The sequence below is a fragment of the Variovorax sp. GW821-FHT10D07 genome (assembly GCF_059415325.1).
Window position 1 is genome coordinate 68160 of the sequence record NZ_JBWKMZ010000006.1, and the last position, 21998, is coordinate 90157.

At 65.1% G+C, this 21998-nt stretch carries 26 protein-coding genes; 9 read left to right on the forward strand and 17 right to left on the reverse strand.

From position 1 onward, the window contains the following. Window positions 1–15 precede the first annotated feature (15 nt). Both AC07PU_RS19120 and AC07PU_RS19125 read right to left on the reverse strand, forming a co-directional pair. Window positions 16–1299: an ABC transporter permease gene (locus AC07PU_RS19120; RefSeq protein WP_495319523.1), complete on the reverse strand. Its 1284-nt coding sequence runs from the start codon at window positions 1297–1299 to the stop codon at window positions 16–18. A gap of 11 nt (window positions 1300–1310) precedes the next feature. Then, entirely contained in the window at window positions 1311–2381 is a 1071-nt protein-coding gene (locus AC07PU_RS19125; RefSeq protein ID WP_495319525.1) for an ABC transporter substrate-binding protein, read from the reverse strand. A 232-nt stretch (window positions 2382–2613) separates the two neighbouring features. Between AC07PU_RS19125 and AC07PU_RS19130 the strand changes: the two genes are divergently transcribed. Then, window positions 2614–3489 carry a transketolase gene (locus AC07PU_RS19130; protein ID WP_495319527.1) on the forward strand — a complete coding sequence of 292 codons (876 nt, stop codon included), beginning with the start codon at window positions 2614–2616 and terminating at the stop codon, window positions 3487–3489. A 16-nt stretch (window positions 3490–3505) separates the two neighbouring features. After that, window positions 3506–4516: a transketolase family protein gene (locus AC07PU_RS19135; RefSeq protein WP_495319529.1), complete on the forward strand. Its 1011-nt coding sequence runs from the start codon at window positions 3506–3508 to the stop codon at window positions 4514–4516. A 1-nt stretch (window position 4517) separates the two neighbouring features. Here AC07PU_RS19135 and AC07PU_RS19140 read toward each other — a convergent pair whose 3' ends face one another. The 5 genes from AC07PU_RS19140 to AC07PU_RS19160 form a co-directional block, all read right to left on the reverse strand. Continuing rightward, window positions 4518–5189, reverse strand: a complete 672-nt coding sequence (locus AC07PU_RS19140; RefSeq protein ID WP_495319531.1) for an ATPase — start codon at window positions 5187–5189, stop codon at window positions 4518–4520. Beyond that, window positions 5189–5536, reverse strand: a complete 348-nt coding sequence (locus AC07PU_RS19145) for a type II toxin-antitoxin system prevent-host-death family antitoxin (RefSeq protein ID WP_495319533.1) — start codon at window positions 5534–5536, stop codon at window positions 5189–5191. Before AC07PU_RS19145 ends, AC07PU_RS19140 begins: the two co-directional genes overlap by 1 nt. Before the next feature lie 90 nt (window positions 5537–5626). Further along, on the reverse strand, window positions 5627–5872 hold the full coding sequence (locus AC07PU_RS19150; protein ID WP_208508349.1) for a hypothetical protein: 246 nt from the start codon (window positions 5870–5872) through the stop codon (window positions 5627–5629). 7 nt (window positions 5873–5879) lie between these two features. Next, window positions 5880–6215, reverse strand: coding sequence for a hypothetical protein (locus AC07PU_RS19155; RefSeq protein ID WP_093345613.1), 336 nt, complete (start codon window positions 6213–6215; stop codon window positions 5880–5882). A 192-nt stretch (window positions 6216–6407) separates the two neighbouring features. Further along, window positions 6408–6821: a nuclear transport factor 2 family protein gene (locus AC07PU_RS19160; RefSeq protein ID WP_208508348.1), complete on the reverse strand. Its 414-nt coding sequence runs from the start codon at window positions 6819–6821 to the stop codon at window positions 6408–6410. Between the two features lie 157 nt (window positions 6822–6978). On the opposite strand from AC07PU_RS19160, the gene AC07PU_RS19165 reads away from it, so the two are divergent. Continuing rightward, window positions 6979–7440, forward strand: coding sequence for a MarR family winged helix-turn-helix transcriptional regulator (locus tag AC07PU_RS19165; protein ID WP_495319536.1), 462 nt, complete (start codon window positions 6979–6981; stop codon window positions 7438–7440). 18 nt (window positions 7441–7458) lie between these two features. Here the strand turns inward: AC07PU_RS19165 and AC07PU_RS19170 are convergent, their stop codons facing one another. Continuing rightward, window positions 7459–8091 carry an ATP-dependent DNA ligase gene (locus AC07PU_RS19170; RefSeq protein WP_495319538.1) on the reverse strand — a complete coding sequence of 211 codons (633 nt, stop codon included), beginning with the start codon at window positions 8089–8091 and terminating at the stop codon, window positions 7459–7461. A gap of 300 nt (window positions 8092–8391) precedes the next feature. On the opposite strand from AC07PU_RS19170, the gene AC07PU_RS19175 reads away from it, so the two are divergent. After that, window positions 8392–9414 (forward strand): tyrosine-type recombinase/integrase, encoded by a 1023-nt coding sequence (locus AC07PU_RS19175; RefSeq protein ID WP_495319540.1) that lies wholly within the window; start codon window positions 8392–8394, stop codon window positions 9412–9414. Window positions 9415–9423: 9 nt separating this feature from the next. On the opposite strand, the gene AC07PU_RS19180 is transcribed toward AC07PU_RS19175, so the two are convergent. After that, complete coding sequence (locus AC07PU_RS19180; RefSeq protein ID WP_495319542.1) at window positions 9424–10407, reverse strand: helix-turn-helix domain-containing protein; 984 nt, start codon at window positions 10405–10407, stop codon at window positions 9424–9426. A 190-nt stretch (window positions 10408–10597) separates the two neighbouring features. Between AC07PU_RS19180 and AC07PU_RS19185 the strand changes: the two genes are divergently transcribed. The 5 genes from AC07PU_RS19185 (at window position 10598) to AC07PU_RS19205 (ending at window position 14818) form a co-directional block, all read left to right on the forward strand. Further along, on the forward strand, window positions 10598–11575 hold the full coding sequence (locus AC07PU_RS19185) for a Bug family tripartite tricarboxylate transporter substrate binding protein (RefSeq protein ID WP_495319544.1): 978 nt from the start codon (window positions 10598–10600) through the stop codon (window positions 11573–11575). 46 nt (window positions 11576–11621) lie between these two features. Next, window positions 11622–12188 (forward strand): NADPH-dependent FMN reductase, encoded by a 567-nt coding sequence (locus AC07PU_RS19190; RefSeq protein WP_495319546.1) that lies wholly within the window; start codon window positions 11622–11624, stop codon window positions 12186–12188. A 163-nt stretch (window positions 12189–12351) separates the two neighbouring features. Next, on the forward strand, window positions 12352–13809 hold the full coding sequence (locus AC07PU_RS19195; RefSeq protein WP_495319548.1) for a catalase: 1458 nt from the start codon (window positions 12352–12354) through the stop codon (window positions 13807–13809). An 86-nt stretch (window positions 13810–13895) separates the two neighbouring features. Further along, entirely contained in the window at window positions 13896–14366 is a 471-nt protein-coding gene (locus AC07PU_RS19200) for a helix-turn-helix domain-containing protein (RefSeq protein ID WP_495319550.1), read from the forward strand. A gap of 155 nt (window positions 14367–14521) precedes the next feature. Continuing rightward, window positions 14522–14818, forward strand: a complete 297-nt coding sequence (locus tag AC07PU_RS19205; RefSeq protein WP_495319552.1) for a hypothetical protein — start codon at window positions 14522–14524, stop codon at window positions 14816–14818. A gap of 135 nt (window positions 14819–14953) precedes the next feature. Here AC07PU_RS19205 and AC07PU_RS19210 read toward each other — a convergent pair whose 3' ends face one another. The 8 genes from AC07PU_RS19210 to AC07PU_RS19245 form a co-directional block, all read right to left on the reverse strand. Further along, a complete protein-coding gene (locus tag AC07PU_RS19210) occupies window positions 14954–15640 on the reverse strand; it encodes a hypothetical protein (RefSeq protein WP_495319553.1) in 687 nt (228 codons plus the stop codon). An 88-nt stretch (window positions 15641–15728) separates the two neighbouring features. Then, a complete protein-coding gene (locus AC07PU_RS19215) occupies window positions 15729–16163 on the reverse strand; it encodes a hypothetical protein (RefSeq protein ID WP_495319555.1) in 435 nt (144 codons plus the stop codon). 46 nt (window positions 16164–16209) lie between these two features. Then, the gene (locus tag AC07PU_RS19220) at window positions 16210–17442 is read right to left on the reverse strand and encodes a S41 family peptidase (protein WP_495319557.1); all 1233 of its coding nucleotides are present in this window, start codon (window positions 17440–17442) and stop codon (window positions 16210–16212) included. 983 nt (window positions 17443–18425) lie between these two features. Continuing rightward, on the reverse strand, window positions 18426–18947 hold the full coding sequence (locus tag AC07PU_RS19225; RefSeq protein ID WP_495319559.1) for a hypothetical protein: 522 nt from the start codon (window positions 18945–18947) through the stop codon (window positions 18426–18428). A 222-nt stretch (window positions 18948–19169) separates the two neighbouring features. Then, window positions 19170–19457: a hypothetical protein gene (locus AC07PU_RS19230; RefSeq protein ID WP_495319561.1), complete on the reverse strand. Its 288-nt coding sequence runs from the start codon at window positions 19455–19457 to the stop codon at window positions 19170–19172. A 174-nt stretch (window positions 19458–19631) separates the two neighbouring features. Beyond that, window positions 19632–19970, reverse strand: coding sequence for a hypothetical protein (locus tag AC07PU_RS19235; protein ID WP_495319563.1), 339 nt, complete (start codon window positions 19968–19970; stop codon window positions 19632–19634). Window positions 19971–20345: 375 nt separating this feature from the next. Beyond that, entirely contained in the window at window positions 20346–21077 is a 732-nt protein-coding gene (locus AC07PU_RS19240) for an aspartate/glutamate racemase family protein (RefSeq protein ID WP_495319565.1), read from the reverse strand. Window positions 21078–21091: 14 nt separating this feature from the next. Further along, complete coding sequence (locus AC07PU_RS19245) at window positions 21092–21997, reverse strand: amino acid ABC transporter substrate-binding protein (protein WP_495319567.1); 906 nt, start codon at window positions 21995–21997, stop codon at window positions 21092–21094. Window position 21998: the final 1 nt, after the last annotated feature.

Below are 21998 nucleotides of genomic sequence, written 5' to 3' on the forward strand. Positions count from 1 at the left end.
AGGGGCTCCCGTCTTTCACTTGATGCCCGCGAGCTGCTTCACGCCGAGCGTGGAGGCCGCCACCAGGTACACCGCCATCACGCAGGCCAGCAGCATCAGGCCGAGCGCCGAGGCCATGCCCCAGTTGACGGTGTTGTTGGCGTAGAAGGCGACGAAGTAGCCGAGCATCTGCTCGCGCGCGCTGCCGACCAGCGAGGGCGTGATGTAGTAGCCCGCGGCCACGATGAAGGTCAGCAGGCCGCCGGCCGCCACGCCCGGCAGGCTCAGCGGCAGGTAGACGTGCAGGAAGCCGCGTACCGGGTGCGCGCCGAGCGAGGACGAGGCGCGCATCAGGTGTGGCGGAATACTCTTGAGGCTGTTGTAGATCGGCAGCACGGCGAAGGGCAGCAGGATGTGCACCATCACGATGTAGAGGCCGGTGGCATTGAAGATCAGCGCGAGCGGCTGGTTCACGGCACCGATGGCCTGCAGCAGCGCATTGACCAGCCCGTTCTCCTGCAGCACCACGATCCAGGCCGTGGTGCGCGCGAGCAGCGAGGTCCAGAAGGGCAGCAGCACCGCCAGCATGATCGCGAAGGCGATCGGCTTGGGCGCCTTCACCAGCAGCGCCGCGAGCGGATAGCCGAGCAGCAGGCAGGCCAGCGTGACCGCGCCCGCGATCGACAGGGTGCGCCAGAGGATGTCGAGGTAGATGCGCTGGTCGGGCTCGGCGCGCACGATGCGGCCCTCGTCGTTCTCCGCCATGTCGAGCGCGGCCAGCAGGTAGCGCCCGGTGTAGGGCGTGGCGGCGCGGCGCAGCGCGCTCCAGTAGGCGGTCTCGCCCCAGCGCGGATCGACCTCGAGCAGCCAGGCCCTGGCATCGGTTGCGGCGGGCGCGTCGGTGCCGGCGCGGCGCGCGGTCTTCATCACGAGCGTGCGGTAGCCGCTGATCTCGTAGTTCATGCGGCGGCCGAGCTCGCCGATGGCGCGCGTGCCCTGGGCCTGCGCCATGTCGGCGGCCAGCGCGGCGAAGGCGGGGTCGCCGGGCAGCGAAGCGGCCACGGACTGCCAGTCGGCGAGGACCTGCGCGGTGCGCGGCAGCGCCTCGCGCACCTCGGGGTTGTCGACGGCGCGGTGGACCATCATCGCCAGCGGCAGCAGGAAGAAGACGGCGCCATAGATCAGCAGCGGCGCGACCAGCAGCAGCGACACCAGCCGCTGGCGCCGGCCCGCGCGGTGGGTCGAGCGCCTGAGGGCCGCGCCGGCACCCGCCGGCAGGGCTGGGACGGCGAGCGAGACGGCGGTGGAACCGGTGGACATCGTTGCGGGCCTCAACGTTGCGACACCCAGCGCGTGAAGCGCTGCAGCAGCTCTTCCTCGTGGTCGACCCAGAAGGCGGTGTCGAGCAGCAGCGCGTTGCGCAGGTTCTGCGGCGAGGTCGGCAGCAGCGGACGCAGCGCCTCGGGCATGGCGGCGGCGGCGCGGGTGTTGGTCACGCCATAGGGAATGGCCTGCGCGAAGGCGACCTGGCGCTGCGCGTCGAACATCGAGTCGAGCAGCGCGTAGGCCTGCTGGCGGTGCGGGCTGCCCTTCACGATGGTCCAGTAATCCATGCTGTAGAGCTGGCCGTCCCAGCTGAAGCGGAACTGCTTGCCCTGCTGGTTGGCCGAGGCGATGCGTCCGCTGTAAGCGGCGGTGGCGGCCAGCGTGCCGCTGTCGAGCCATTCGAGCGGCTGCGCGCCCGACTCCCACCAGACGATGGAAGGCCGCAACTGCTCGAGCTTGGCGAAGGCGCGGTCCTGCCCGGCCCTGGTGGCGAGCACCTTGTAGACATCGGCGGCGGGCACGCCGTCCGCGAGCAGCGCGATCTCGAGCGTCATGCGCGGCTGCTTGCGCAGGCCGCGCTTGCCGGGCCAGCGCCGGGTGTCCCAGAACTCGGCCCAGGTGCGCGGACCGTTGTCGCCGAACTTGCGGCCGTCGTAGGCCAGCACCTTCGACCAGACGAAGGCGCCCACGCCGCACTTGGCGAAGGCGGCGGGGTTGATGTCCTGCGCCTTCGCGAACTGCTTGCGGTCGATGGGCTCGAGCAGGCCCTGCTCGCAGGCCGAGGCCATCTCGTTCTCGTCCATCTGCACCAGGTCCCAGGTCACGTTGCCGGTCTCGACCATGGCCTTCTGCCGCGCGTAGCCGCCGGGGTAGCTGTCCTCGACCAGCGCGATGCCGCCCTGCTTCTTGAACGGCTCGAAGTAGGCGCTGCGAAATGCTTCCTGCAAGGCGCCGCCGAAGCCGACGACCGTGAGATCGGCCGCCATCGACGCGGTGGCGGCCGTGGCCAGCGCGAGGAGCGCGGCGAGTTTGGAAATGCCTGCGCGACAGCGGGAACGCGCGGATACGACTGTCATGGACGACCTTCTGGACAGTGGGGAGGAAATCGGACTTTGCAGGCCCCGATCGGTGATGTAGGATATATCCTATATGTTGATTTCGAGCGAGACAAGTCTTTTTTCGCTCGATCCGTTGATGGAAAACCCGATGGAGGACGCAGGCCCGGCACGACGCTCCCGAACCCCACGCCCGCCCGCGGCGCATGCCCATGCGCGCGGGCTCCTTTCACCCTCTAGCCACGCAACCGATATGCCATTCCCGTCCGAATCACCGCCCGCCCCGTCCGCCCTGTCCGCGGAAGAGCTCCACCGCCTGCGCGAGAAGGCCCGCTTCATCCGCCTCGAAACGATCCGGCTGATCGAGATCGCCAAGGTCGGCCACTACAGCTCGGTGTTCTCCGCCGCCGAGCTGTTCGCCTCGCTCTACTACGACGTGATGGACATCCGCGCCAACGAGCCCCGCTGGCCCGATCGCGACCGCTTCCTCATGGGCAAGGGCCATGCGGCGGTGGGCCTGTTCCCGATCCTCGCGGAGTACGGCTACATCGACCGCGCCACGCTCGACGGCTACACCCGCCTGGGCAATCCGCTGGGCGACCACCCCGACATGCGCAAGGTGCCGGGCATCGACTTCAGCTCGGGCTCGATCGGCCATGCGCTGTCGGCCGGTGCCGGCATGGCCTTCGGCGGGCGCATCGCGAAGCGCGGCTTCGACACCTTCGTGATGCTCGGCGACGGCGAGATGCAGGAGGGCCAGGTCTGGGAGGCGGCGATGTTCGCGGCCCACTACCGGCTCTCGAAGCTCATCGCCATCGTCGACCGCAACGGCTTCCAGCTCGATGGCCGCGTCGACGACGTGATCGGCATCGAAGGCCTGGCCGACAAATGGCGCGCCTTCGGCTGGGAGACGCACGAGGTCGACGGCCACGACCTCTCGGCCCTCACGCAGCTGCTGCGCAGCCTCAAGCAGGACGCGCGGCGCGAGCGGCCCGCCTGCGTGATCGCGCACACGGTGAAGGGCAAGGGCGTGTCGTACATGGAGACCGAGCCCGGCTGGCACCTGGGCTACCTGTCGCCCGACGACGCCGCGCGCGCGATCGAAGAAATCATGCAAACCGAAATCTGACCACGAGGCCCACCCGATGTCCCAACCCCTTTCCCCCGAAAGCTGGCAGTACCGCTCGCTCAACGCCACCACGCCCGGATTGAGCATGCTCTCGGACGCCCTGATCGAACTGGCCGAGGCCGGCCATCCGGTCGTGGCCGGCTCGGCCGACCTGCAGTATTCGAACGGCCTCAACAAGTTCGCGGCCGCCTTTCCCGAGCGCTACATCCAGTTCGGCATCTCCGAGCAGAACATGGTGTCGGCCGCGGCCGGCCTCGCGACCACGGGCCAGATGCCGTTCGTGGCGACCTTCGCCTCCTTCCTCGGCCTGCTGTGCTGCGAGCAGATCCGCATGGACGTGGCCTACAGCGCGCTGCCGGTGCGGCTGATCGGCCACCACACGGGCATCTCGCTCGGCTTCTACGGCACCTCGCACCATGCGACCGAGGACATCGGCACCATGCGCTCGATCGCCGGGCTCACGATCATCTCGCCCGCAGATGGTCACCAGCTGAAGGCCGCGATCAAGGCCTCGGTCGACTGGCCCGAGCCGATCTATTTCCGGATCGGGCGCGGCCGCGATCCGGAGATCTACGCGGACGGCATCGACTTCCGCATCGGCAAGGCGATCGTGCACGGCCAGGGCACCGACCTCACGATCATGGCCTGCGGCATGCCGGTCTACTCCGCGCTCGAAGCGGCCAAGGCGCTGCGCGCCGAGGGGCTGTCGGTCGGCGTGCTCGACATGGCCACGGTGAAGCCGCTGGACCGCGCGGCGGTGCTCGAGGCGGCCGGCCGATCGAAGCTGCTGATGACGGTGGAAGAGCACAACGTGCTCGGCGGCCTCGGCGCCGCGGTGGCGGAGGTGCTGTCGGATGTCGGCGGCTCGGTGCGCCTCGTGCGCCACGGCATCCACGACGAGTACAGCCTGATCGCGCCGCCCACGCACCTGTACCGTCACTACATGCTGGATGCCGAGGGCGTGGCCCATGTCGCGCGGCGCGCGATCGCGGGCGAGACGGTTCGGCCCGGCGCGGTGCCTGCCTGAATCAGGCCGTGCTGTCCGGCGACCGAGCCTGCTCGATCGCCGCCTGCACGATGGCTCGTGCCCATGCGGGCGTGGCGGCCAGTGCCGCGGCGTCCTCGGGCGCCGGGTACGTGACGCGGCCACCGATGACTTCGAGCACCAGCACGGGATCGTCGATCTCCTCGCCCGGCGCGGCCTCGGCGCTGTTGTCGAACACCTGCAGCCGCGCGAGATGCGGCAGCAGCCGGATCAGGTTGGCGCGCGAGGCGGTCCAACGCTCGCGAATCTTCGCTTCGGGGATGTCGTGGCCGCCGCGCAGCACGCGGGCGCGCACGCGGCGCAGATGCAGCTCGGGCGAGGCCAGGCCGCAGAAGATCATCGAAACGTCATGGCTGCGCGCGGCGCGCGCCAGCAGGTCGGGGATGGTGCGGGCGCCGAGCGTGGTCTCGAAGGCGAAATTGCGGCCGCTCTCGACGGCGGCCGCTAGCCGCGCACGGCCATGCTCCCAGGCGCGGCCGTTGGCATCGGCGATGTCGATGCCGAGCGCGGCCACCAGCTCGCGCGCGAAACGGTCTGGGTTGTACCAGTCGAGGCCGTGCTCGGCCAGCATCGCGCCGCCGACCGAACTCTTGCCGGCGCCATTAACGCCGGCCAGCACGAAGATGAACGGCCGCCGTGCCGCGGCGGCGCCCATCAGAAGCTTTCGCCGGCCCGCGGACGCCGGCGCTGCTTGCCGCGCGCCTCGAACAGGCCGTCGAGCCTGGCGGCGCTGTCCTCCTGCTGCAGCACCGCGAGCCGCGCATCGAAGCGCGCGCCGAGCTCCTCGAGCACATGGGCTTCGCGCGAGCGCAGGGCCTGCAGGTCGGTGGTCAGCTGTTCGTAGGTGGCCGCGTCGAGCAGCACCATCTCGACATTGGCGTGATTGGTGATCGCCACGCTGCCCGACTGGCGCACCTGGCGCACGACTTCGCCCCAGCGGTTCTTGACCTGCGAGGCGTTCTGACGCGGCAGTTGATCGAGCGGGGGCCAGAGGGCAGCCATGGACTTCTCCGAGGGAGGAATCTGGCCATTCTAGCCCTATTGGCTATTTTTGACCGATGGGGCTGTTTTCCGCGCCGGGTCGGCTGCCGATCAGTTCTGCGACGACGCCTCCTTGGTCTTGCCGAGACCGCGCAGGTTCATGGCGGCCAGGCATACCTGGAGCGCGATCAGCGCCCAGGCGCTCGAATACACGCCCCAGATGCCCCACAGCACATTGCTCGCGAGAAATACCCAGAACCCCGTGTTGCGCCTGCCCTTCGCATTCGATGCCACCAGCCAGGCGGCGCCGACCGAGGCGACGAAGGCGGGCCATTGCAGCCAGGAGATCCAGTCCATGGGGGGCTCAGTTCGCGGAGGGCGGCGGCTGGCCCGTGGCCGCCGAGCGGCTCTCGATCCACGCCAGACACTGCTCGCGCAGCAGGTCGATCGATGCCAGCGCATTGCGTTGCGGCTCGAAGATCGGCAGCTCGCAATGCCGTTCGCCCTGGCGATGGATCTGCGCGGTGCCCGAGAAGGTGGCGCGCGCGGGCACTGGCGCGAGGCTGTAGTGGAATTCCCATCCCTGGTGCTGCTCGGAATGCGAGAGCGTGTCGCGCCCGATGCCGCTCGATGCGGGCGTCTTCGGCTGCTTCCGGAGAAAGAACGGATGGAGGGACGGTGGCAGAGGCATCGAGGACATGTCGCGTGACGCAGAAGCAGGCGTGGCTGGAATCGGGCCCCGGTGTCACCCGGGTCTGCCGACGAGCGTAGTCAGCGGCCTTCGCCGCGCCTGTCGGAAGAGATGCCGACACGCGCAAGACGGCTGCTCACCGACCGACCGATGCGACTCGCTAAAGCCGGGACTGGTTCCGCTGCGAATGCCTCTCCCCGTTCAGCGGCCGGCCTCGGGCTCGCGCAGGTTCCACATCTCGAACACCTGCTCGCGCGCGATCAGTCCGTCGCGCATCTCGAAGTGGTGAACGAGGCGCAGCGCCACGCGCGCGCCGATGGCCACGGGCGCGTTGACCATGCCCGGTCCCACGAGGCGCAGGTGGACGAGCATGTCGTCGACCACCCGGTGCTCGGTGGCGAAGCGGTCGAGCGGCGTGATCTCCACCTCCGCCATCGACGGCCACATCGCGAGGTAGTTGGCACGCACGGCGTCGCGGCCGACGAAGCGCAAGCCGCGGCCCGGGACCTCGAGCACGATGTCGTCGGTGTAGAGGTCGAGGATGGAGTCGACATCGCGGGCCTCCCCCTGGATATGGCGGTCCACCACCGCCAGGTTGTGTTCGATCGTTTGCAAGCCAAAGCTCCTGATGCAGGTGACGCCTCTGCCGGGACGTCGTTGAAAGACAGAATGTCTGCCAATTATTGACAAAGGCCCTGTCTTTTTCATCGGCCATTGGCCATAGGCGGGATCGCAGATGGACAGGCGGACTGTCGTTCTGGATACTCGCGCGATGCCACAGGAAAAGCCCTTCACCGACACCCACCAGACCCTGGGTGCCTTGCTGCGCATGCCCTACGAGCGCATGTCCGGGTGGCTCTATGCGGAGCTCCGGGAAAGCGGTTTCGAAGACATCCGGCCCGCCTTCAGCGCGGTGTTGCGCAACCTGGGGCCCGGCAGTTCGCGCGTGAGCGAGCTCGCGGCGCGCGCGGGCATGACCAAGCAGAGCATGAGCTACCTCGTCGAGCAGATGCAGGGCTGCGGCCTCGTCACGGTCACGCCCGATGCACAGGACCGCCGGGCCAACACGGTGCAGCTCACCGCGCGCGGCGAGAAAGCGGTGCTGACCGGGATCGTGCTGTCGAAGAGCTACGAGGAGCGGCTGGCCGGACTGCTCGGCGAACGCAAGATCGCGCAGCTGCGCGCGATCCTCGAGGAACTGGCCGCCAAGCTCGAGACGACCGACACGCGCTGAAGGCGCCGAGGCATCGGCTCAGGTCGGAATGCGCTCGTGCGGGCCCTGTGCGTTCAGTGCCACCCAATCGGCCGAGCGGACGCCGGGTCTGTAGATGCTGGAACCCCGCTTGGCCATCAAGCCCGCGAAGTCCGCCTGGGCCCTGCCCTGCTGCAGCAATGCGACGGCTTCCGAACGTTCGTAGTGATGGACCGGAATCACATTGAGCAAGGGCGTTCCGAGCAGACGCGCGAGTCTTTGCTTGCGTAGCGACAAGGGCTCGCTGGTGAGATCGGTGCCCTGCACCATCAGCAGGTCGAAGACGAAATAGAACACCGGCCTGGCCCCGCGATACCACCCGCGCCGCTTGGCACGCTCGCTGAGCCCTTCGCGGTCGCAACGGCCTCTGTCGTCGAGCACGCAGGCCACGCCATCGAGGATGCAGGGGCCTTCCTTCAACTGGGCCAGGCTCTCCACCACCTCGGGAAACCAGCCCGTGGCATCCGAGCCGTCACGCGTCTGCAATTGCACCTTGCCCGATCGCGTGGGCGTGCGGGTCTGCGCCAGCAGGCGACAGCCGCTCAGTCGCTGCTCGAAGATCCAGCCCGACTCGCTCAGATCGATGGTGCGCGAGTCGGCCAGCATGGGTGAGAGGGCATTCAGGCTCAGCATGCGCTGGAACTTGCAGCGTCCCCACGGGATGGCCTGTCAGAGGGCATCTCGGCGGCCTCGGGCGATTCTTGAAAACGGCTGCCCGACAAGTTGCCAACGGAAAACGGTGGATCGATGGGTCTAGTCGCAATAGGTCGGCCAGTGCGAGTCGAAAAGATGTCTCTTTCAGGCCTCTATCAGCAGCAGGATCATGGTCCTGTAAATACACTAACGGCCTACTCTTGATACGACTCTGATTTAAGCCTCCGCCGAAACAAACACCGTTCATCAACCACAAACCCAGGCCGTTAGCGTATTTTCATGGTCACGCCTTCCCTCTTCGATACCGACCCCGTCGGCAGCCCGCATGAAACGGCTTTCCAGGAATGGCTCGCGGCCCGCAGCGCCGCCGGCACCCTGCGAGAGGCCTCGTCGATGGCCGTCTACCGCGACATGTGGAACGGCTTCACCTCGTGGTGCCTGGGCCAGTCGCCGCGGGTCACGCTGGAGTCCCTGTCACCCGCCGACCTCGACGCCTTCAAGGCCGCGCGCTACGGCATCAAGAGCAGCGACCTGTCGCTCTCGCCGCGCCATGCGCTGCGACTGGTGCGCTTGATCGACCACGTGCTGCGCCATCGCTGCGCCATGCACGACCTGCCCCCGAGCACGGCGGCTGCCGACTGGCTGTTGGCCCATCCCGAGATCCGCTATGCCGAAGCGGCCAGTGCCGACCCGCCGCCCGAGTTCCTGTCGGCGTCCGAGGCCAAGCACCTGATCCTCTTTCTCTCGAGTGCCCGCCCGCGCCCCGGTGCCTCGTCGGAAGGCCGCGGCCAGCCGCTGACCTGGCAGCAGTTGCGTAATCACGCGGCCGTCGGATTGCAGCTCGGTGCCGGCCTTGCGCCGGGCGACGTGCGCGCGCTGGCCATCGACGCCCCCACCACCGCCGGTGGCCGCGTGGCCGACCGCCCCTGGAAGATCGCCGTGCCCGGCAACGGCAACCTGCCGCCGCGCGAAACGCCGATCGCGCCCTGGGCCGCCGAGCTGCTCAAGCACTGGCTGCAGGTCCGCGCCGAACTGGGCATTCCTGGCGAACACCTCTTTCCCTCGACGCGCACGGGCAAGCCCTGGGGCAAGGAATCGCACTACCGCTGCGCCCGCGAACTGCTCGCTCAGGCCGGGCTCGACAGCGCCGAAGGCGGTTCGTTCCGGCTGCGCCACACCTTCGCGCTGCGCCAGCTTCGCCGCGGCACGTCGGTGGAGCAGGTCGCGCGCTGGCTCGGCCTCGAGGTCGAGGCGATGAACAAGTACACGCGGGTGCTGATCGCCCCGGCCGACGTGGTCTGAGCCGTCGCGTCAGTGCCCGCCGTGCCCCGAGCGCGCGGCCTGCCGCGCCGCCTGCGGGCTCAGCCCGAAGTGGCGCTTGAAGGCAGTGCTGAAATTCGCGGCATGCCCGTAGCCCACGCCGAGCGCGATCTCGGTCACGCTCTGGTGCCCCTGTTCCAGCAGAACCCGAGCGCGTGCCAGCCGCGCCTTGGCCACGTACTCGAACAGCGAGCTGCCATAGGCTTGCCGAAAGCCGCGCGCAAGGCGACTCTCGCTAAGCCCGAAACGGCGTGCCAGGCTGCGCATGTCGAAGACCTCGCCAAGGTGCGTGTCGATATGGTCCTTGAGCGGCGCCAGCCGCTCGCGCGCCGCGGCCGTGGCGCCATCGACCGGCGCATCGCCGAAGCCGCGCGTCAGAAAGCCATGCAACAGCTCGAAAGCCTTGGCCTCGGCATAGAGCCCTCTGAAGCGGTCGCCCGATCCGTCGTCGAGCAGCGCATCGGCGATCTCGTGCTGCGCGGTGCTCAGCGGAAAGCGCAGCAGCTCGAAGCGATCGGGCCGCGCCTGCATGAAGGCGCCGAAAGGCCCGTCCAGCGGCAACTCGAGCAGGCCCAGTTCCTCCGACAGGAAATCGCGCGAACAGCACAGCGTGACCGAACGCTCGCGCACCTCGCTCGCGAAGAACTCCTCCTTGGCCGCGCCGGGCGGCTGCAGCAGGGTGCTCACGCTCATCGCGCTCACCGTCTGCGCGCCCGTGCTGCCGGGCTGGCCGACCCGGCTTTCGCCCTCGAGCCGGAAATGCAGCTTGATGAAGTCACCGCTGCGATAGACCTCGCGGCTTTCTTCCAGGTGCGTGACATGGCCCAGCGACAGATAGAAGCCGGGCCGGAAGCACAGGAACTCGCGCCGGCCGCGCGCCGCACCGGTCGGCGTCACCGTCAGTCCCTGGGTGCGGCCCCAGCGGCGGGTCGACGCGAGGCGATAGGCGGAAGGCAGGCTGAACGGCGTGTCCATCGCTTGGGTCCGTGGGCGGGTTCGAAGAGGCGCCGAGGATACTCCCGCGCCCGAGTTTTCCTGCAGGCGGAACAAAGCTTTCCGCCGGGGGCGCTTCATTGCGCTCGATGGAACACCTAGATTCGCTGGCACTGCGCGCACCCCGCGCTTCAACCAGCCGGCACCCAAGTCCGGCCCACCGGAGACCACCATGCCGACCGCGATCCGCCCCTTCTTCCAACGCACCGCCTGGACGCTGGCCCTTGGCCTCACCGTCGCCGCCAGCGCTCAAGCCCAGGACAAGTACCCGAGCAAGCCGATCCGCGTGGTAGTGCCGTTCCCCGCCGGCACCGCGCCCGACGTGATGGCGCGCTACTGGGGCGACCGCATCTCCAAGCAGCTGCAGCAGCCCGTGGTGATCGACAACCGCGCCGGCGCCTCCACCATCGTCGGCACGCAGGCCGTCACCACCGCGCCCGCCGACGGCTACACCCTGCTCTACACCGCGAGCGGCACGCTCACCATCAACCCCTTCGTCTACAAGAAGCTGCCCTACCAGCCGCAGGACCTGGTGCCGGTGACGCGCATGCTGTCGATCCCGCTGGTGGTCTCGGTGCCGGTGCAATCGCCCTACAAGACGCTCGCCGACCTGATCAAGGACGCGAAGGCCCGCCCCGGCGAGGTCAGCTATGCCTCGTACGGCGTGGGCACGGTGCCGCACATGTCGATGGCCTACTTCGCCAACAGCGCCGGCCTCGCGCTCAACCACGTGCCCTACCGAGACGGCGGCCTGACCGACGTGCTCGGCGGCCGCGTCAGCACCGCCTTCTCGCCGATCGCCGACGTGCTGCCCTACATCAAGGCCGGCAAGGTGCGGCCGCTGGCCGTGTCGAGCACGCACCGGCTCGAGTCGCTGCCGCAGGTGCCGACCGTGGCCGAGGCCTTCCCGGGCTTCGAGGGCGACTCGTGGCATGGCGTGTTCGCGGTCAAGGGCACGCCGCAGCCCATCGTCGACCTGCTCGCCAGCCTGTCGCGCCGCATCGCCGAGTCCGACGAGTACCGTCGCTATCTCGGCGAGTTCGGGCTGATTCCGGTCGGCGGTTCTCCGGCGGACTTCACCCAACTGGTCGGCACCGAGTCGAAGCGCTGGGTCAAGGTCGTCAAGGACAACAACATCTCGCTCGAGTGAGCCCGCTCGCCGCGTTCCCGTTCCCATTGCTCCCGAAGGATTCCGAATGACAACCCGCGACATCGTCGCCCTCTGCGGCAGCCTGCGCGCCGCCTCCGTGAACCGCCACGTGGTCCAGCTCGCGCGCGAGGTCCTGCCCGAAGGCGCCTCCCTCACCCTGCTCGAATGGCGCGAGGTGCCCGTGTTCGATGCCGACGACTACGCGCGCGGCCTGCCGGCACCGGTCGCCGCGCTGCGCGAGCGCATCCGCGCCGCCGATGGCGTGCTGATCGCCACGCCCGAGTACAACTTCAGCATTCCCGGCGGGCTCAAGAACCTCATCGACTGGCTCAGCCGCGGCGAGGACCAGCCCTTCAACGCCAAGCCGGTGGCGATCGTCAGCGCCGCGCCGGGCCCGCTGGGCGGTGCGCGCGTGCAGTACGACCTGCGCAAGGTCATGCTGTTCCTCAACGCCATGCCGCTGGTCAAGCCCGAGGTCTTCATCGGCCACGCGCCCACCAAGTTCGACGCCGAGAGCGGCCGCTGCACCGACGACACCACGCGCAAGTTCGTCACCGACCAGATGGCGGCCTTCGTGCGCTGGATCGACGCGGTCGAACGGATGCGCGGCTAGGGCCGGCGATAGCGCGCACAGGGCCGGGCCGATTGCCTACTCCATTCCGCGCCTCGCCGCATCATTCCATCGTATCCCCCGTCGCCCCACGGAGGTCGTTTGGAAAGGTCATCGGATGCTCGTAGAGTGGACCCGCTTTCAACCCACGACGAGAGGACGCCCCATGAGCAACCCATCCGATCCCCAGAACAAGACACCCCTGACCACCGCCTTCGGCGCGCCCGTGGTCGACAACCAGAACAGCCTCACGGCCGGCCCGCGCGGCCCGCTGCTGATGCAGGACGTCTGGCTGATCGAGAAGCTCGCCAACCTCAACCGCGAGATCATTCCCGAGCGCCGCATGCACGCCAAGGGCTCCGGCGCCTTCGGCACCTTCACCGTCACGCACGACATCTCGAAGTACACGCGCGCCAAGCTGTTCAGCGCCGTCGGCAAGAAGACCGAGATGTTCGCGCGCTTCACCACCGTGGCCGGCGAGCGCGGCGCGGCCGATGCCGAGCGCGACATCCGCGGCTTCGCGCTGAAGTTCTACACCGAGGAAGGCAACTGGGACCTCGTGGGCAACAACACGCCCGTGTTCTTCCTGCGCGATCCGCGCAAGTTCCCCGACCTCAACAAGGCGGTGAAGCGCGATCCCAAGACCAACATGCGCAGCGCCACCAACAACTGGGACTTCTGGACCTCGCTGCCCGAGGCGCTGCACCAGGTCACCATCGTGATGAGCGACCGCGGCATTCCTTCCAGCTACCGCCACATGCACGGCTTCGGCTCGCACACCTACAGCTTCGTCAACGCGGCCAACGAGCGCTTCTGGGTCAAGTTCCACTTCAAGACGCAGCAGGGCATCCAGAACCTCACCGACGCCGAGGCCTCCGCGCTCGTCGGCGGCGATCGCGAGAGCCACCAGCGCGACCTGTTCGATTCGATCGGCCGCGGCGACTTCCCCAAGTGGACCCTCTACGTGCAGGTCATGCCCGAGGCGGATGCCGAGAAGGTGCCCTACCACCCCTTCGACCTCACCAAGGTCTGGCCCAAGAAGGACTACCCGCTGATCGAGGTCGGCGTGATGGAGCTCAACCGCAATCCCGAGAACTTCTTCGCCGACGTCGAGCAGAGCGCCTTCGCGCCCAACAACTTGGTGCCCGGCATCAGCGTGTCGCCCGACAAGATGCTGCAGGCGCGCCTGTTCGCGTATTCCGACGCGCAGCGCTACCGCCTCGGCGTCAACCACCACCAGATCCCCGTGAACGCCGCGCGCTGCCCGGTGCACAGCAACCACCGCGACGGCGCCATGCGCGTGGACGGCAACTACGGCGGCACCCTGCACTACGAGCCCAACAGCTTCGGCCAGTGGCAGGAACAGCCCGACTACCGCGAGCCGCCGCTCAAGCTGCGCGGCGACGCCGACTTCTGGAATTTCCGCGAGGACGACGCCGACTACTACAAGCAGCCCGGCGACCTGTTCCGCCTGATGAAGCCCGAGCAGCAGCAGGCGCTGTTCGACAACACGGCACGCGCGATGGGCGATGCGCCGGAGTTCATCAAGCGCCGGCACATCGACAACTGCAGCAAGGCCGATCCGGCGTATGGGGCGGGGGTGGCGAAGGCGTTGGGGCTCTGATATCGGCTGGTGCGGGTCGGGCTATGGGCCCGAACCCGTTTCTCGTTTCAGACAAATTTCAAATTTGTCTACGATGAGATGCACATATGCCCGCCGCAGCCGCTCTGATCGCTCCCACGTCCGACCATCGCCTCACGGCGTTCGGCCGGCGCATCCATGAGCGCCGCAAGGCGCTGAAGGTCAGCGCCACCACCACGGCCGAGGCCGCGGGCATCTCTCGCATGACGCTGGCCCGCATCGAACGCGGCGAGCCCTCGGTCACGATGGGTGCCTACATGAATGCCATCGCGGCGCTGGGGCTCGACGTCGATGTGATCGCCTCGACGCAGGCCGCGGCTCCGCTGTCCGTTCCTGGTGGCATACGAGTCGCAGACTATCCGCAGTTGCGACGCATTGGCTGGCAATTGGCGCCCGACACCGAACTCACGCCCGAGGAGGCTTGGGGCACCTACGAACGCAACTGGCGCCATGTCGATGCGTCCGCGCTCGATGTGCGAGAGCGGGCATTGCTGGACGACCTGACGGGGGTGCTGGGACGAGAGCCTTTTCACGCTTGAACGACCGGGCACTGCCTCGAGCATTCGAACAGGAGATCCTCGTCAATGTTCGCGTTCGGCCAGTAGCCTACCTTCAACCTTCGTGCCCAACGACCCAGCGCAAGTCAAGCTCATGCTGCTCACTTCTTCATTTGAAATCTGACGCCCGAACTCCTATGGTCAAAATTTCTTTGCAGCAACAGGACGAGTTGCAACGCACCATCTCCGAATTTGTGGGTGCCTTTGAAGTCGTGTTTCGCTATGACTGGAACTACTCCTCAGGGATGATTGGTGACGCCGAGGCGAGCTTCCTCGAACCCGATATTGAGGATGAGAACGAAGATTGGGGCGCTCGGGGAGCGTTGCTCGAGCGGTACCGCGCATTGGTGGCAACGATGAAAAAATGCGGCATGGAGCCCAGGTTTCCGTTTCCTCTGGAGAGTTTGCCCGGGGCGCCCAAGCGACTTTGGTGAACGCGCCATGCTCCCTGGATGTCTGCTTTCGGCGGAGCTGAACTTCGGCTTCGGGCCCGAAGCAGACGCAGGCTTGGTTCGGAAGCGGACGCCGAACAGCTTGCGACAGTTTCAAAGCATTCGGTTGCCTCGTAGCTATTCTGCTAGGTTGAGCTTGCGCAGCATGTCCAGCACCGCCACGTCTTTCGACGCATGTTTGCTGGCGGTACGTGCCGCCAGCACTACCGAATCAAACTGAGATCCACCAAGAAACCAGCTTAGGGCGATGTCGATCGCAGAGCCACCAAAGTCGAGTTTCTGCCAGTCTGCTGCTGCGTCGAGCGTTTCGCGTCGCACAAGCACCTGGGTTTCGACATTCCTTTTGATCTTGTCGCCCGGCAACGCCTCAAAAGTGACACCGCCGGCGAACTTTGCTCTCGAGATGTCGAGCGCCCAATCGACATTCTTGTAGTAGGCGCGAACGGCAAGGTCCCAAGCATCCTGTTCAGCAGGCGTGGTCGATGGGGATACTCTGCGATTGATCTTTAGCCCGCTGATCCGCCCTGTCAGCTCGACTTGGTTGAATACGCATCCCCATAAGAAAAGAGGATCGGAGCCCATTCGTTTTATGCCACTAACGTAGATTCTCTCGAATTGGCATGTAGTGAGTTCGCAGTTTATGTGGGACGCATCAATGAGCCTTACATCGGCGAAGGCGGTGAAGTCCCCTGGCACCGAAGAAGGAACTACAAAGCACGAGTCAAAAAGAACCCGCGCACAGTTAAAGTCGGATAACCCGGCCGTCAAGCGGGAGCCAATCGCCGTATCGGAAATCTGCTTCATAGATTGATTTTACGGAGCTACTCGAGCTGTCCGTTTATAGCCTTTTGCCCCACGGTGCGACTGACCGGTTGTAGCCAAACGGGGCCACTCAATTGGCCGTGGCATCGCCGAAGAAGAAGCGCAGATACTCCACAAACGACAGATATTGCGGTTCGAGCTGACCATTCTTCAGCAAAGCGTCGCCGCCCTCTAAGTCGACGTCATAGACCTGCTGGGTTGGGATGTCGTAGACCATAACCCCACCCGCGAGAAAGCCGGTGAGGACAAGGTATCGGTCAGGCCACGCAAGGCGAGTGCGAACGAGCAAGGTGGACGATTCGACCGAATGCTGCCTATTCTCACCAACGAGGTCGAGCTGTTCGAAGCCAGTATTCGGGCTGACGAAAGGGCCCGCGTACTCGAGGAAGAAGGCTCCTAGCTGTGAGTCCTGGTTTACACCCAAGCGCTCAAGCACGGCAGCCGCATCGCCCCGGGCCGACCGACGAAAGATGGGAGCGGAGAGCGAGGGAACTTCGATTTGCATGCGTCTCGCAGATTTTCTTGAAGGTCCGGCTCTGGCCGCATTCGGTCTATCGCTCTTGGTGTCCTAGCCGAATTGCTTCTTGAAGGACTGCGTCCCCGGAGGCACCAAGTGAGCTCCCTGTCAAGTCAGGGACCCTTCTTCCGGGCCATAACGGCCCACTGACGGGGAAACCATCGGCATCAAGAAGTCGCTCGGTCGGAAAGTAGACGGCAGCTGTGCTGTCCAAGTGGTACCAAGTTTGAATAGAGTTGGAGCCAAACGTAGGTCGCCCGACGGTAACGATTGGACGCTGAGCACGAAGAGCTCGAACAAAAATTTCGGCTCCACTCGCGGTCGTCTCATCGACCAGAACTACGATTCTTCGCTTGTTCAGAACTGCCTCGCCTGGCCGGTCGCAGTCCACCGACTTCTGATGGACGCGCCCCACAGTCCTCCAAAGCGAGCTGCCAGGACTACACAGCGTGCTCAGTGCCTTCTGGATTTCCTCCGGGTCACCGCCGTTGTTGCCTCGGAGGTCCATCAGCACGCCGGACGAATCAGCGCCCCCGTCGATTTCAGATAGCGCTTTGAGAAATTGGTCGCCGACGGGAGGAAAGAATGGCGGCACTTTTATGTAGTGCAGTCCACCGGCTAATTTGACATCCTCAATGCGCAACGGAATCAACTCACGTCGCGTCGCAACCCCCTCTACAACATCACCGTCGTCACGACGCCATCTGAGCGCTACGGAAGAGCCGGGTTCTCCCCGAAGGAGAGCAAGGACCTCATCAGGCGATTGACCCGAAGTCGCTTTGCCGTCAATCGTTAGAAGGTCCACTCCATCTATCATCCCCGCCAATTGAGCGGGGGTACCCTTATGGACCTTCAGAACTCGGCCGGGCGCATTCGATTTCTTACTTACCTGAATGTCGATTCCAATCGACCCCTTAGGAAGACGTTTGATGAACTCAGCCCTCTGGTACTGTTCACCGTTAGAAAACCGAGTTGGTGCGTCAAGCACTTGGAGAGCCGCCAGGATACAACTGGCCTGTGCGCTCTCGCCAGTTTTCGCTGCGACCGCTCCCTGCCGACAAGCGCCCTCCAGTGAACTCCGCTCGACAGCCTTCCAGTAGTTTCGGTCGACTGCTATCGCAAAATCATTCCAGAATTTCGAGGCCAAGATGCCCTCGGCGAGCGTCTCCGCTGAGTGAGCGTTGCTTGCGGCATAGAGCAGCGCAAGCGATATGAACTGCCTCCTGCGCGTCGAGTTCGAGAAGAGGAAGCGTAGAAGCGTGCTCATTTCCGCTTTGGAGTTTCAGTTGGTGTCGACACCGCGAATGTCCGCTATCTCACGAATTCTGCGACGTGTTCGAACGACCGGTTCTGGCCGACTGTAGCCGGTTGCACAGCCGTCGCAAAGGCGCCCCAAGCAGTCACTCGTCGGCCGAATACTCCACAACACGCCCATCCCGCAAAAGCGCCCAACCGTTAAAGTGCCGAGGCCTCACCTTGGCGTCCTCTCTGTAGTCAAATTCCCAGAACTCATCTCCAGGCAGCATACGGGTTCGCATGCCGTGAAGCTTACTTCGCGTACGCTTACCAGAGCCAACTAACGTCTTAGCGTAGGCGTCCAGATCTCTCACGCGAACCGTCCGGCTGTACAGAATGAGCACTTCTACCGTCACGATTGAGGGGTCTAGAAAAGGCATATGAGAATTCTGCAGCTACGTCCGCTTCTGGCCGAATGTAGTCGAGGCCCTCGGAGGACGAAGGAGGCCCGATGTTGTCATTGGAAAACTCTAAGAGCTGCCTTTCAAATTTTGATGAGATAGATCACGGCCTACTTATGTGCAGAGCGCTTCTCCACCGCAAACCGGGCAAATGGCCACCTTTGCTGCACAACAAACTTCCACACCGCATCTTGAGCATGAGCCATCTTGTTCAACCCCATCATGACCGGCATAGTCTTCTGGTTTCGCCGGATAGGCGACCAAGGCCAAGTAGGCAGATTCGGGGCGTTGTTCACCAGGCCCCTTAAAGGCAAAGCACTCGGCAAGACGGAAAACCGAACGCCCCTCTGCCAAATCTCCTACCGTCCACTTTTCGGCCGCTTCTGCGACGAGCAAAGCGAGTTCCGTTCGAGTGAGGGATTTCAAGAAATTTAGGGCGGCTACACGATCCATCGTAGTGTCCATTGGTTCCTGAGATTCGGGTCGCCGAAGCTTCGGTCCTGCGAGGTTTCCTTGGAAGTCAGCTCTTGGCCGCCGATTCGGGTCCGAGACGCTACGCTGAACTGCGGGCCAGCAATCCAAGCTCTCTCAGGTGATCAACCGCACGACCCACTACGCGCTCCTTGTACTTGAAGTCGCCCGAGCGGGAACGCCAGCGGAGTCGGCTCCCGTCGCGTAGGTGAAATGTCAGTTGGTGTCGCCGCGACATGAAGGCCCACTTCAACCCATAAATCCCCGCAAGCCCGAGCAGGCCGACCCGGATGGTCGTGCCCGGCTCAAGGCGATCCCAGTAGACGCCCAAGTAGTAGAAGATGCCGACCAACAGCAGCAACACCAGGACACCAGCCACGATTCGCACCATCGCCAAACCGCTCCTGTATTCCACCCTCTCAATATTTGACGCAGGCACGACCTCGATCCTGTACGGAGTCGTTATCGACAGTTGCTTGCGAACCACCCTCAGTCCGTCGGAACCAATGCTCGCTACCTGCCCGATGTGATACGCATAGTCGTCAGGCAATGCAAAGATGGCGAAGGTTTGCTCCTCCTCGCGCGGCTTGTTTTCGCTTTCCATGATTCCTTCGGCTCTTGAACGAAACGGCCTTGACCGCCAGCGCTTCAATAATAAAGGCTTCCCCGCAGCGATTTTTGGCGCGCATGCCGTTGGTGTACACGCGCTTCAACAGTAGCGGCAGTGGTACGGGCGACCTATGTTGTAACCGTCCTGCGAATGACTGCGTTCCCTTGAGTTCTGTGCGCCACGCGACCGGCTGGTTATGGCCGCAGGCCGCTGATGTTAGCCGCCGGGAACACCAATCGCGCTACGCAGCCTGTCTAGGTCCGGCGTGCCTGACTCAACGAAAAAGAGATCCTCGGAGACGCCCCTAAAGTTGTCGGCAATGCCGATAACGAACTCGCGGTCAAACGCCGAGTAAAGCTTTGCCAAGTGCCCGACGATGCGCTCAACGTCCCCAAACCACCCTTCAGGCTCTGCGCCTGGGTCCGGCAGCGGCAAGTTGATGCCAAGGTCCCAGTCGGGCAAGCCTCCTGGGCGGCTGCCCGACACGTTTGTCTTCTGATTCACCACGGTTGGCTTGCAGGTGACCTAGCCTGTCGCTGCGGCAAGAACAAGGAGCCTTTCCTCGATGGCCGTTGCGACGTCTTCTAGGTCAGAGCCGTCCACGTACGCATACAGAGTGTGTCGTTGCATGGTTCTACTGGAGGCGGAGTTGGCAGGACTGGTTATGGCCGGCTTCGGCTATACCTCGCCCCGACCTACGGCCAAGGCAATTTGGTGAGCGACGTGCTCCGCGTGTCCGTTCCCTGGGTAGTCATCAGGGACCACTTCAATTGCTTCCACTTCGAGGCCGGTTCCGCATTCAGAGTTTGCCCGGGCCACGCCGGCAAGTATCTCGGAAACGTGATTCTGCAGGTCGAACCGAACCTCGCTTTCTGACCGGTCCATTGCAAGCAACCGAACTACCCTTGGGCCATTTGGCGGCGTCTTTCCAAATCGAACGGAAATCAACACAGATGTTGCGCCGGTCACGTACTGGTAGCGGTAGAAGACCGAGCGTTGGATGCGTGTGGCGTCCATTTGGATGTTGCTGCGAATGTCTGGTTCTGGCGATAGTACCCATTCGCGCTGGACCGAATTTCGGTAGCCGCTGCAAAGCAGACGCTCGCGGCGCATCGTCCAACATCTGCGGTGAAGCGCATACCCGCTGTTCGCCGTAGTTCAAACTAGCCGTCGAGCAAGGGCAGCCAAGAATGATGAGAAGCGCGACATCGACATCCACACATTTCGGCTAGCGCGTTATTCGAACTCCGATGGCACGCACGGGACCACATCCATATGCAGCCTGGCTGCCGACGCAGATACCGAACGGCATTCCGCAACTGTGCCAATGCGTCAAAGGCCTTAAGGCCCCGAATATCCAAAGCCAGTGGCTCACCGCGCCTGCGTTCGGCATCAACCCATCTCATACGCCCGATTGGCCAACGCCCTCGCCAGCACATCCGCCGGATCCATCAACCGTGCCCCCGCATGCCCCGGCACACCATGCAACGCCAGCGGTATCTCGGTACAAGCCAGCAGCAGGCTGTCGCACCCATGCCGCTCGACCATCCGCCGCGCCACCTCGGCAAACAGCCGCGTCGCGAGCCCGAGGTCCCCGGCCTTCACGCCATCGCGAATGCCGCGCATGACTTGCGCCCTCTCCGGCTCCGTCGGCAGATGGCAGGCGATGCCGCGCTCCGCCAACGCCGCCTGGTAGAAGCCCAGGCTGTAGGTGCCCTGGGTCGCGAGCAGGCACACCGCTTCGATGCGCTGCGCCGCGAGGTACTTCGCGGTCTCCTCGACGATGTGCAGCAGCTCCACGTCGGGATGCGAGCGCTGTAGCTTCGCGTGCCACGCATGCGCGGTGTTGCACGCGATCGCGATGCTCGCCACGCCGTGGCTGCGCAGGCCCTCGATGCCGCTCGTCATTCCTTCGAAGGGCGAGGGGCCGTCCTCGAGCAGCGCCAGCGTGCGGTCAGGCACCGGAAGTTGCGCGAGCCAGTGTTCGGGAAAGGCCTGGTCGGACACGGGACTGCCGCTGGCTCGCAGTCGCGCCTCGCAGGCGCCGACGAAGAGCCGCAGGAAATCCGCACCGGCCGCGGGCCCCATGCCACCCAGGATGCCGACCTTGCGGGTGTCAGGCACGCCGGACTCCTTGCTCAGTAGTCCGCCGGATTCGGCGAATCCGTCGGCTTCGCGATCACCTTGGCCAGCGCATCGCTCATCGGGAAATGCAGGTTCACGCCGCGCGGCGGAATCGGCGACTGGAACCACTTGTCGTAGAGCGCCTTGATCTCGCCGCTGGCGAACAGCCGCGCGATGGTCTTGTCGGCCACGGCCTTGAACTCGGGTTCGCCGCGCGGCAGCATGACCGCATAGGGGTCGCGGCTCAGGGTGTCGGTGCTCAGGCTGAAATCGGCCGGGTTGAGCGAGAACGAGATCTGCCCGACCAGGTTGATGTCGTCCTCGAAGAAGGCATCGGCGCGGCCCGAGGTGAAGGTCAGCATGCTGTCCGAGAAATCCTTCGCCTGGATCAGGTTGAGGTTCAGGCTTTCCTTGCGGTCGATGCCGCGCAGGCGCATCACGGTGTTCGATCCCGTGGTCGCCACGACGGTCTTGCCCTTGAGGTCCTGCAGCGTGGCGAGCTTGTCGGCCTTGCGCGAAACGAACTTGGTGCCGACCACGAAGTAGGTGGTGCTGAAGCTCACCAGCGCCTGCCGCTCGGGGTTGTTGACGGTGGTGCCGCACTCGAGGTCGATGGTGCCGTTCTGGATCAGCGGGATGCGGTTCTGCGAGGTCACGGCCTGGCGCTTCACCACGAGGTCCGGGCTGCCGATGGCGGTCTTGATGTCCTCGACGATCCTCTGGCAGATGTCCTGCGCATAGCCGATGGGCTGGCCGTTGCCGCCGAGGTAGGAGAACGGGATCGAGGATTCGCGGTAGGCCACGGTGATGGTGTTGCGCTCCTTGATGGTCTTGAGGCGACCGGTCAGTTCGGCGGCGTTCGCGCCCAGGCAGGCGAATGCGAGGGCGGCGATGGCGAGATGCGGAAGACGGGATTTCATG